Genomic DNA, 9,910 nt, shown 5'->3' with positions numbered 1-9,910 from the left:
TCCTGCCGCCGAAGACCACCTTGGGTATGGCGCCGCTTTGGCGGTAAGCCTCCAGCTCTGCCAGCCTCCCCTCCAGGGAGGCCACGCGCAAGAGACGGCCCTTGACTACAAGGTGCAGCTTCTCCAGCTCGGCAGGGGCAGCACCCTTCTTTTCGGCCTTCGCCAGCTTGCTGGCGGCCAGACCGAGCTTCTTCCTGGCACGGCCTAATTTCGCCTCCGTTTCTTCAATCTCTAGCACCAGAAGCTCCCTCTGGGAGTCCAGCAGGGCCTGCGCTTTCAGCCGCGCATCGTCCACGTACCGGGAGTTCAGCCCGAAAAGCTCCTGGCCGCGCCTCTTAATCTCATTCCGGGAAATACCTTCCAGAAGCCGGTTGAAGGCCCACCGCAGGCAGGAGCAGAAAAGCCGCATCTCCGTCGCCAGCGGGTCCTCTTCCCCACGGCTCCACCTCACAGACCGAAAAGCGGGGTAGCTCTCCGGAAAGAACTCCCCGCATACCGTCACGCTAAACTTGTTCTCTGCGCGCTTTTTCCGCATCCTCGATCAGCTCCCGGAAACCCTGCCGGACTTTCCTGCCGAGACTTTCGCCATAAAGCCGGGCCGAAAAAGAAGTCACAATGGCCAGCAGGTCCTGCACCAGCTCCGCATGGGCGTCCTCCGGCTCTTTTTGCGATGTGATTTCTATTTCCACGCCACAATGCTTCAAGTGCCGCTCCAAATAGGCATACCCGAAGCGCGCCAGCCGGTCGGGATACTCGATGAGCAGCTTCTTGAATTCGCCCCGCTCGGCCATTTTCAGCACCCGCTCCAGACCCCGGCGGTTCTGGTTGAGGCCGGAGGCCACGTCGGAATGCTCGGCCATCACCCGGTAGCCTCTCTTCCCGGCATAAGCCCGCAGCCTCTCCAGCTGCCGCTCCAAGTTTCCGGCATCGGCCTGCTCCTTTGTGGATACCCGGGCGTAGAGGACGACCGCGGCGTCCGGCTCTGCCTTTATCCCCCCTGTGCCCAGAATGCGGTTGATCTCCTCCACCGGGTACCTCCGGTGGCCGCTGGGAAGCCGCACGGGCTTAATTAACCCCTGCTTCTCCCACGCCTTGAGGCGGTTCGGGTGTACGCCTAACCGCTTTGCTGCTTCTCCGATGGATAAGAGTTCCATACTTCTATAGTAACAGAACTGTACGTTTCAGTCAATTATAGTGCGTTTATTCGTAGCTGCTGCAAACCTCCCCCTCCGCCACCTGCCCGTTGCCCGCGGCGTCCTCCGCCAACACCTCTCGGGTGTTCAGGTCCACCAGGCAGGCGGCCAGCGTGGTGGTGCCGACGTCCACGGCCAGGCCAAAGTGGCGCCCGGTGGTGTCCCCCGCCTCCAAGTCGACCAGCTCCCAGTGACCCGGCGCAAAAGCCCCCACGGTGGCCGTAACGTGCCACCCGGCCTCGCGCAAGACGTGGGGGACGCGCCGCATGACCTCCAGCGGCACCCCGACTGCCGCGCCCCCGAGGCGCCGCCCCAGGGCTGCCACCAGCCGCTCTACATCGGCGGCGCCGTCGCCCAGGCGCGGCGGGGGCAGTGCAAGGTTAATCTTTCTTGCCAGCGGCCCGTAGCGGTAATCCATGCAAAACCCCTCTACCCTCCAGCGTTTTTAACAAAACCGTAACACTTTGGACAAAAATCTGCGATATCTGCCCTTTATATTAAAGCCAACGGTAAAAATTCCGGTAAGGAGGTATGCCCGATGAGAAAACTGGTCATTTTGCTAGCGGCGGCGCTTGTGCTGGGACTGGCCCTGCCGGCCCTGGCGGCCACCCTCACACCCGAGCAGGCAAAGGAACTGACCGCCCTCCACCAGCAAATGATCGAGCTGAAAAAGCAACTGGTGGACAAGTACGTGGCGTACGGCCAACTCACCCCCGAGCAGGGCCAGCAAATCAAGGCGGCCCTTGACGCCAGGCAGCAGTTCTTCGCCCAGAACCCCGAGCGCTTCCCCGGATTCGGTCCCGGATTTGGCCCCGGGCTCTGCCCCGGCTACGGCTGGATGAAGGCCCGCTGGGGCAACGCCGGGTGGGGGATGATGGGCGGCTACTGGAACGGCACCTCCCCGCAGGCCGGCCAGTAACCCCAAGTGCGGCGGGCGAGAACTCGCCCGCCTTTTTTATTTCAGCACCACCACAAACCTGGCCCCCTTTCCGGGCCGGCCGTCTACGTAAATTTCGCCGCCGTGAAGCTCCACGATCTGCCGGGCAATGGCCAGGCCCAGGCCGCTGCCGCCGCCGTCGCGCCGGCGGGAGGGGTCGCCCTTGTAAAACCTCTCCCAGATGAGGGGCACCTCGTGGGGCGGGATGCCCGGGCCGCTGTCCTCCACCGCCACCTCCACCGCGCCGCCCGCTTCCCTGGCCGTCACCTCCACCCTGCCCCCGGCAGGGGTCACCCGCAGGGCATTGTCCAGGAGGTTGATGAAGACCTGGGCCAGCCGGTCCCCGTCCCCCGTAATCTTGGGCAGCGGCGAGCGGAGGGAGAGCTCGAGCCGCACGCCCCTTTCCCCGGCCAGGTTTTGAAAGCGCTCCACCACCTGGGCTAAGAGGGCCGCGACGTCCAGGGGCTCCCTCTTCAGGGTCACCCGCCCCGCCTCCAGGCGGCGCAGGTCCAGGAGGTCGTCCACCAGGCGGCGCAGGCGCACGACCTCTTCCTGGATGTTCTGGAGGTACTCCCTGCGCCGGGCCTCGTCCTCGGCCATGCCGTCCAAAATGGCCTCCGTGTAGCCCTGGATGATGGTCAGGGGCGTGCGCAGCTCGTGTGAGACGTTGGCCACAAACTCCTTGCGCGTGGCGTCCAGCCTCTCCAGGGCGGCAATCTTTTCCTGCAGCTGCTGCGCCAGCGCGTTAAGCGAGGCGGCCAGGAGCCCCAGCTCGTCCCGCGAGCTTATGGCCACGCGGCAGCCAAAGTCCCCGGCGGCCATGGCCCGGGCAATGCGGTTCATTTCCAGGAGGGGCCGGGCAAAAGTGCGGGAAAAGAAGAGGCCCAGCAGGGTGGCCAGGAGGGCCCCCAGGGCCAGGGCGTAGAGGTTGGCGTGCTGGAGAGCCCTGATGTTGGCGGCCAGGGGTGCCACGGGGGCGTGGATGAAGAGGCCCCCCAGCACCTCCTCCCCCTGCTTTAGGGGGAGACCCACCAGGATCACGTCCGTGCCGAAAAAGGGGTTGTGGCCGCGGTACACCACCGTCTGGCCCCCCAGGACCGCTTCCACCTGCTCCCGGGAGAGGGGCATGAGGCCGGCCAGCGGGGGTCCTACCGGCAGCGCGTTGCGCCAGGAGCCGGAGGACCCCATACCCATGCCCATGTGCCTGCCCATCATGCCCATGCCCATGACGTGCCAGTGCTCCACCGCTCCCCGCGGGTCCACTACCATGACGCTGGCATTCATCAGGCGGGCCAGCAGATCCACCTGGCGGGCGGCCTGGAGGGGGTCCCGCTGCTCTAGGAGCATTTCCGCCAGGCGCCGGCCCTCTTCCAGGAGGCGCTCCGCCTGCTGGTCGTAATAGGTCTTCTCCAAAAATTTGGTCTGCAGCAGGGCGGAGATCCCCAGCACCAGCACCACCAGGGAAAGCATGAAGAGCCAGAGCTTGCCCACTACCCCCGAGAACCTCATTTCTCCACCTCAAACTTGTAGCCCACGCCCCAGACGGTGACGATGTACTGCGGCCTCCCGCCCGCGCGGCCCAATTTTTCGCGCAGCCGAGTGATGTGGGTGTCCACGGTGCGCGAATCGCCGTAGTAATCGTATCCCCACACCCTCTCCAGCAGTTGCTCGCGGGTGAACACCCTTCCGGGCGAGCGCGCCAGGAAGTAGAGGAGCTCGTACTCCTTGGGCGTGAGGTTGACCGCCTGCCCCTCCACCTCCACCCGGCGGGAGAGGGGGTCGATGACCAAGCCGGGGTAGGCCAGCACCCCGGCGGCATCCGCCGGCCCGTTTTCCTCCCGCCCCGCCCGGCGCAGCACCGCCTTTACCCTGGCCACCAGCTCGCGGGGCGAAAAGGGCTTGACCACGTAGTCGTCGGCACCCATCTCCAGCCCCAGGACCCGGTCCACCTCGTCCCCCCGCGCGGTGAGCATGATGATGGGCACCTGCTCGTCCCTCTTGCGGATCTCCCGGCACACCGCCCAGCCGTCCGTCCCGGGCATCATCAGGTCGAGGATCACCAGGTCGCAGCGCTCCCGGCGCAAAATTTCCAGGGCCGTATCTCCGTCGGCGGCCTCCACCACCTCAAAGCCCTCTTTTTCCAGGTACATGCGCACCAGCTGCCTGATCTTCAGCTCGTCGTCGGCAACCAGGACCTTCCTGCCCACGTCATACCCCCTGCCCGCCCGTTCCTTACCGTTCCCAGTATACCACTTTTGGCGCCGCCGCGGCAAAGGGGCGCCAAAAGCATTGAGGGCCCACCTGCAGGCGGTGAGGCCCTCCGTTTAAACCGGCTGCGCCGTGGATTTGCCGAAGAAGGCACAGAGCCTTATGACGGCCCTGACCAAGGGGTGCCTGACGCTGGCTGCCAGGCGCTGGTACTCCTCCTTCCAGCGCTGGGCTTCCTTCTGGGCAAAGCGCAACGAGCGCTGGGCTTCCTCGCCCTTCTCCAGCGCTTCCTTTAAGTCGTTGGTGAGGATGCTGATTTCCTCCTGGTAGCGCCTTTCCTCCTGTTGCTTCTGCTCCTGCAACTTCTCCAGCTTCTGCCGCAGCTCCACTATCTCCGTCTGCAGCCCGGCCACCCGGGAGGCGTGCTGGTCCTTCAGCTCGGCCAGCTTTGCCTTGTACTCCCGGTCCCGCTCCTTGTACTGCTGGAGCATGGTGAACATGGTTTCCAGGCTGGCCTGCGTTTTGGCCAGAGACTGGCGCAGCTGGGCTATCTCCTGCTCCCCCTCCCGGGCCCTCTTTACCCAGAGGCGGCACTGGTGGAGGATGCTGTTGGCCTTGGCCTCCAGCTTGTTGATGTGCTCGCGGTAGCGCATGATCTCCTTCTTGCGCAGGGAAAGCAGGAGGTCCTTTTCCGCCAGCTGGGTGACCACGCTCTCGTAGTGGGCCATCTCCTCTTGGCGCTGGGCCAGGGCCGCGGCCACCTCGCGGTAGGCGGCGTTAATTTCCCGCAGCTGCTGCTCCAGGGCGGCAATCCTTTTCTGCCAGCGCTCCCGAGCGCGGTGCCAGCGCTCCTTCTGGCGGTTTAAGGCGGCCAGGTAGCGCCGCAGGATCTCCTCGTAGGCCACCCGCACCTCCGAGTTGTAGGTCCACACTCCCCCCGCCGGCTCGAAAAAGGGGAACTTGCGCAAGACACTTTGCAGCGCCGGGGGAGTGGTGGGGCGCCAGGCGTTAACGATCTCAAAAAGCTGCTGCTGGCTTAAGCCCCCCGGGTGGGACTTCAGGGCCTTGATGACCAGCTGCTTCAACGGGTAGCGCTCCGCCTCCACCTCCCACTCGGTGAGCCCCCAGCAGCCGTTGTCCAGCTGCACGAAGCGCCCGTCGGAAATGAGGTTGGCCTCGTCGGCCACCAGGTGCTTGTTTTTCTTGTTCTTGCACCACAGGCGGAGCTCCTTTAAGCTCATGGGCTGCTGGCGCTTGAGCAGGAGGGCGTAAAAGGCGTCGTTCTCCCTCTTCCCCTCCAGGTCCAGGCGCCAGGCGCCGCGGTTATCCACGTAAAAGCACGGGTGCTGGCGCAGGCAAAGAGCCACCTTTTCCTCCACCCGGGGGAGGGGGCAGTCCTGCATCATGCGACGGTAAACGTAGACGCTCAGCTCCGGCACCGTGAGGGAGTCGAAGAAAAAGAGGGCCTTTTTTAAGACGTCGGTCAGGGAATAGAGCCTGCTTCCCATGCCCTGCGCTCCACCTTCCTCCTCAAAGGTTCCCCAGGGAAAGAATAATATATCTATTCCCTGACCCGTCGCACCGTTCCTGCTATTTTTTGGTTGTTTTGTCTACTTTTTTCCTACACCTTCCGGCAATTTCTTTTACTTCAGGCTGTAGTTGGGGGCCTCCTTGGTAATGGTTACGTCGTGGGGGTGGCTCTCCCGCAGGCCCGCAGGCGTAATGCGGATGAAGCGGGTTTTGGTCTTCAGTTCCTGGATGTTTTTACAGCCGCAGTAGCCCATGCCGGCCCGCAGGCCGCCGATGAGCTGGTAGACGATCTCCGCCAGCGGGCCCCGGTAGGGCACCCGGCCCTCCACGCCCTCAGGCACCAGCTTTTGCTGCTCCTCCTGGAAGTAGCGGTCGCCGCTCCCCTCCCGCATGGCCCCCAGGGAGCCCATCCCCCGGTAAACCTTGTAGCTGCGCCCCTGGTAGATCTCTATCTCCCCGGGGCTTTCTTCCGTGCCGGCAAACAGGCTGCCGATCATGACCACATCGGCCCCGGCGGCAATGGCCTTGGTGATGTCACCTGAATACCGTATACCGCCGTCGGCAATGATGGGGATGTTGTGGGCCGCCGCCTCCTGCGCACACTCGTAAATGGCCGTGATCTGCGGCACGCCCGCCCCGGCCACCACGCGCGTGGTGCAGATGGACCCGGGGCCAATGCCCACCTTCACCGCGTCGGCCCCCGCCCGGATGAGGTCCCTGGTGCCCTCGGCGGTGGCCACGTTGCCGGCGATGACCGCCACCTCCGGGTACTTGCGCTTGAGCCTGGCCACCGTCTCAATGACCCTCTTGCTGTGGCCGTGGGCCGTGTCCACCACAATGGCATCCACCCCGGCCCGCACCAGGGCATCGGCGCGCTCCTCGGTGTCGGGGCCTACGCCCACCGCCGCCGCCACCAGCAGGCGGCCCTTCTTGTCCTTGGCGGACATGGGGTACTGGCGGGCCTTCTCGATGTCCTTGATGGTAATTAGGCCCCGCAGGTTGAAGTGCTCGTCCACGATGGGTAGCTTCTCCACCTTGTGGCGCCGCAGGATCTCCTTGGCCTCCTCCAGGGTGGTGCCCACGGGGGCGGTGATGAGGTTTTCTTTGGTCATGACCTCCCCCACGGGCTTGCTGAAGTCCTTTTCAAAGCGCAGGTCGCGGTTGGTGATGATGCCCACCAGTTTGCCGTTTTCCGTCACCGGGATGCCGGAAATGCGGTAGCGCTCCATAAGCAGGAGGGCCTCGCTGATGGGGCTGTCGGGGGACAGAAATATGGGGTCGGAAATGACCCCGTGCTCCGAGCGCTTCACGCGGTCCACTTCCAGGGCCTGCCGCTCGATGGGCATGTTTTTGTGGATGACGCCGATGCCGCCCTCCCGCGCGATGGCGATGGCCATGCGGGACTCGGTGACCGTGTCCATGGCCGCGCTCATGAGGGGGATGTTCAGCTTGATCTCCCGCGTGAGGTAGGTGGAGGTGTCCACCTCGTGGGGAAGCACCTCCGACTTGGCGGGGATGAGCAGCACGTCGTCAAAGGTAAGCCCGAACTTGGCAAATTTCTCCGGGAACAGACAAATCCCCTCCTCGGCGTTCTCCTTATATCCGTTAATTATAGCACACGCCGCGGCGGCCCTGGCAAGTAAAGAATTTTCGCAAATCGTTTTCTCTCTTTCCGGGCTCGTGATAAAATATGACCATAAATGCAGCTATAAGGGTTGGAATGACTATGCAAGATTACCGGAAATACGTGCAGGGCCACCTGGCAGAAGTGGCCCGGGAAGAAAAGGAGCAGGCGCAAAAAGAAGCCCTGGCCTGGGAAAAGGCCGGAGAAATAGCCTGGCAGCTTGCCCGCCGCTTCAACGTGACGAGGGTCTACCTTTTCGGCTCCCTGGCCACGGGCGACTTCGACCTCTTCTCGGACATCGACCTGGCCGTAAGCGGCCTTGCGGAAAGGGAATACCTGCAAGCCTACGGGCTGGCGGAAGAAATCGCCCGCCCCTTTGCGGTGGACCTGTTACTCCTGGAAGGCGCTGCGGAAACACTACGGGAGCGGGTGCAAAAAGAGGGGATCGTGCTGTATGACCGCCAAAGAGAGGAAAATAGCCCGCCTAAAGAGGCTGCTGGCGGAACTAAATGAAGACCTGCAGGCCATAGCTAAGATTGCCAGTAAGGCCCGCGCCCTGCTCATGGAAGTGAATGCCCGCACCGGCCCCGTGCCCGACCGGGACTTAATGGCCATGGCCGCCTACCTCCACCACTTCTACACCGGCGTGGAATCCATGTTTGAACGCATTTCGCGCCAGATCGACGGCGGGCCGCTCAAGGCCGGAGACTGGCACCGGGAGCTTTTAAAGAGTATGGCCGTAGAACTCGAAGGGCTGCGGCCGGCAGTCATCTCCCGGGAGCTGATGGAAGAGCTGGATGAGTACCGCCGCTTCCGCCACCTCTTCCGCCATGCCTATGCCGGTGAGCTACGCTGGATGAAAATGAAGCACCTGGCGGAAAACATGGCCGATATCGTCTCACTTTTAGAGAACAAAATGGCACAGTTCAGGACATTTATCAAGAACGTGATTACAGAACTGGAAAGGAACGGAAGTTAAGCATCTATTACCCTCAAAGGGTCAACCCTCCACCAAATAGCGGTCGGGTTTTCGGCCAGATCCTCGGGGCCGGAGAAAGAACCTATAAGGGAAAAGAATTTGCTTTCCGGGGTAAAAGCAGGCAAACGGTTGTCGGCCAATTTTTTAATTCTTAGTATCCTTGAGACCGTCGCAAAACTGAGGGAAAACAGCAAGTATAACACTTTAACCAAGTAGAATTAACATTATATGGCAATCAGGCTTTTATGGAAGAGCTTACCACAGCAAATCACCATCTTTAGTACCAGTATCAGGTAACCAAGCCCTTGAAAAAGGCAGAGAAACCCCTTATTCCTAGGCTGCTGCGGCTTTGACTGCCCGCTTGGCAGCAATTGCCAAGTGAACCCACCGCTTGAAGTTCACCGCCAGGGCAGTGAAAATGGCCTGAAGCCTAGTCTTCACCAGCCCCCAGTAGCGGGCGCGTCGTAACCCGTGCCAGCGGGCCAGCTCACCGTTTCTGGGCTCAATTAAGGCACGCAAACGCATGTCCTGCTTGTACGCAGGTGTCTGGCTGTAAAGATATGCCTCCATGTGCTCGCGGTAATAGCGGCTCACCGTGATGATGCGGCTGCCCCGGCCTTTGGTACAGGAACCCTTAAGTTCGCAGGCGCGGCAGGCAGCTGCCGGAAAGCGGTAAACCCAGCTTTCGGCCTGGGGATTGTAAGTGCGGTGCCTGCAAGCGACTCCCGCCGGGCAGGTGAGAATCTCGGTATCCGGGTCGAAGATAAACCTTCCTTCGCGCAGCTCTGGTGCCAGCGCCCTGGGTTGTGGTGGCGCCACCAGCATGACCCCTTCCTCAGCTAGAGCACGCCTATCCGACACCATTCACGTAAGGCATTCGCAGGTCAAAGCTGTACAACCCCATTTTCTTTAGGGTGACCTAGACCCCCGGCTTAAAGGTCTTGCTCAGCCGCTGGCTGGTTTCCGGCCTACCCGATAAAACCGGGCCGTAATGAAGAAGTCCAGCTTCCAGAATACACGGCTAACGTTGGTTAACCGAAAGTATTCTTTCCAGCCTCTTAAAACAGGGTTAATTTTCGGTAATGATGCCCTTAATCCCGTGGCCTAAGTTTGACACCTAAACTATAAAAATCCCGAAAACACAAGGCTTCACGAGGAAAAAAGATAGACGTACCACAACATTTACCTTATTGTGGCAATACCACTATTCTATTACAGATACCTCAGAAGGTGGTCTTATCCCGAGAACTCGGAAGGCCTCATAGGCATTCCCAGGCAACTCGGTGCGGCAAAGATACTTCACGCCCTCTAAGACAAGCTCCACGGCTTTCAGGTTCTTTAAGTCCCGCAGAAGGTAGGTGTACTCCGCCTTGCTTTCTGCCAGCTTGAGGCACCTGTAAAGGGCCGATTCCAGCACCAGGGCCAGGAAACAAACCATG

The 9,910-nt window shown here is 61.8% G+C and carries 11 protein-coding genes and 2 pseudogenes; 3 read left to right on the top strand and 10 right to left on the bottom strand.

Annotated elements, in window-relative coordinates:
- From G454_RS21980 to G454_RS0116630, 3 genes and pseudogenes are all read right to left on the bottom strand, one after another.
- Positions 1 to 535, bottom strand: a pseudogene (locus tag G454_RS21980) (IS200/IS605 family accessory protein TnpB-related protein); the annotation flags it as partial.
- Positions 504 to 1,154 (bottom strand): IS607 family transposase, encoded by a 651-nt coding sequence (locus G454_RS0116635; RefSeq protein ID WP_027719455.1) that lies wholly within the window; start codon positions 1,152 to 1,154, stop codon positions 504 to 506. The gene G454_RS0116635 and the pseudogene G454_RS21980, both read right to left, overlap by 32 nt.
- A gap of 46 nt (positions 1,155 to 1,200) precedes the next feature.
- The gene (locus G454_RS0116630; RefSeq protein WP_027719454.1) at positions 1,201 to 1,611 is read right to left on the bottom strand and encodes a DUF4445 domain-containing protein; all 411 of its coding nucleotides are present in this window, start codon (positions 1,609 to 1,611) and stop codon (positions 1,201 to 1,203) included.
- A gap of 120 nt (positions 1,612 to 1,731) precedes the next feature.
- On the opposite strand from G454_RS0116630, the gene G454_RS20030 reads away from it, so the two are divergent.
- Positions 1,732 to 2,112, top strand: coding sequence for a YckD family protein (locus G454_RS20030; protein WP_035108210.1), 381 nt, complete (start codon positions 1,732 to 1,734; stop codon positions 2,110 to 2,112).
- A 36-nt stretch (positions 2,113 to 2,148) separates the two neighbouring features.
- Here G454_RS20030 and G454_RS0116620 read toward each other — a convergent pair whose 3' ends face one another.
- From G454_RS0116620 to guaB, 4 genes are all read right to left on the bottom strand, one after another.
- A complete protein-coding gene (locus tag G454_RS0116620) occupies positions 2,149 to 3,621 on the bottom strand; it encodes a sensor histidine kinase (RefSeq protein ID WP_156896875.1) in 1,473 nt (490 codons plus the stop codon).
- Between the two features lie 14 nt (positions 3,622 to 3,635).
- Positions 3,636 to 4,337 carry a response regulator gene (locus G454_RS0116615; protein ID WP_027719452.1) on the bottom strand — a complete coding sequence of 234 codons (702 nt, stop codon included), beginning with the start codon at positions 4,335 to 4,337 and terminating at the stop codon, positions 3,636 to 3,638.
- A gap of 117 nt (positions 4,338 to 4,454) precedes the next feature.
- The gene (locus tag G454_RS0116610; protein WP_027719451.1) at positions 4,455 to 5,846 is read right to left on the bottom strand and encodes a coiled-coil domain-containing protein; all 1,392 of its coding nucleotides are present in this window, start codon (positions 5,844 to 5,846) and stop codon (positions 4,455 to 4,457) included.
- 135 nt (positions 5,847 to 5,981) lie between these two features.
- The gene (guaB, locus tag G454_RS0116605; RefSeq protein WP_027719450.1) at positions 5,982 to 7,439 is read right to left on the bottom strand and encodes an IMP dehydrogenase; all 1,458 of its coding nucleotides are present in this window, start codon (positions 7,437 to 7,439) and stop codon (positions 5,982 to 5,984) included.
- Positions 7,440 to 7,588: 149 nt separating this feature from the next.
- Here guaB and G454_RS20025 point away from each other — a divergent pair, with 149 nt between their 5' ends.
- Together G454_RS20025 and G454_RS0116595 are read left to right on the top strand one after the other, a co-directional pair.
- Complete coding sequence (locus G454_RS20025) at positions 7,589 to 8,005, top strand: nucleotidyltransferase family protein (protein WP_169719398.1); 417 nt, start codon at positions 7,589 to 7,591, stop codon at positions 8,003 to 8,005.
- Complete coding sequence (locus G454_RS0116595) at positions 7,947 to 8,471, top strand: ribonuclease toxin HepT-like protein (protein ID WP_027719449.1); 525 nt, start codon at positions 7,947 to 7,949, stop codon at positions 8,469 to 8,471. The genes G454_RS20025 and G454_RS0116595 overlap by 59 nt, the downstream gene beginning before the upstream one ends.
- A gap of 333 nt (positions 8,472 to 8,804) precedes the next feature.
- Here G454_RS0116595 and G454_RS0116590 read toward each other — a convergent pair whose 3' ends face one another.
- The 3 genes and pseudogenes from G454_RS0116590 to G454_RS21975 form a co-directional block, all read right to left on the bottom strand.
- Complete coding sequence (locus G454_RS0116590; protein WP_156896874.1) at positions 8,805 to 9,332, bottom strand: transposase; 528 nt, start codon at positions 9,330 to 9,332, stop codon at positions 8,805 to 8,807.
- An 84-nt stretch (positions 9,333 to 9,416) separates the two neighbouring features.
- Positions 9,417 to 9,545: a group II intron maturase-specific domain-containing protein gene (locus G454_RS22820; protein ID WP_342669799.1), complete on the bottom strand. Its 129-nt coding sequence runs from the start codon at positions 9,543 to 9,545 to the stop codon at positions 9,417 to 9,419.
- Positions 9,546 to 9,675: 130 nt separating this feature from the next.
- Positions 9,676 to 9,910 (bottom strand): annotated as a pseudogene (locus G454_RS21975) (hypothetical protein); the annotation flags it as partial.

The sequence above is a fragment of the Desulfovirgula thermocuniculi DSM 16036 genome, from assembly GCF_000429345.1.
Taxonomy (GTDB): Bacteria; Bacillota; Desulfotomaculia; order Desulfotomaculales; family Desulfovirgulaceae; genus Desulfovirgula; species Desulfovirgula thermocuniculi.
This window is presented reverse-complemented; position numbering and strand designations above follow the sequence as displayed.

Bases quoted from the DNA above. Each gene is read 5' to 3' on its own strand.
- G454_RS0116630 (WP_027719454.1), bottom strand. From the start codon at position 1,611: ATGGATTACCGCTACGGGCCGCTGGCAAGAAAGATTAACCTTGCACTG.
- G454_RS0116610 (WP_027719451.1), bottom strand. From the start codon at position 5,846: ATGGGAAGCAGGCTCTATTCCCTGACCGACGTCTTAAAAAAGGCCCTC.
- G454_RS0116595 (WP_027719449.1), top strand. From the start codon at position 7,947: ATGACCGCCAAAGAGAGGAAAATAGCCCGCCTAAAGAGGCTGCTGGCG.
- G454_RS0116635 (WP_027719455.1), bottom strand. From the start codon at position 1,154: ATGGAACTCTTATCCATCGGAGAAGCAGCAAAGCGGTTAGGCGTACAC.
- G454_RS20030 (WP_035108210.1), top strand. From the start codon at position 1,732: ATGAGAAAACTGGTCATTTTGCTAGCGGCGGCGCTTGTGCTGGGACTG.
- G454_RS20025 (WP_169719398.1), top strand. From the start codon at position 7,589: ATGACTATGCAAGATTACCGGAAATACGTGCAGGGCCACCTGGCAGAA.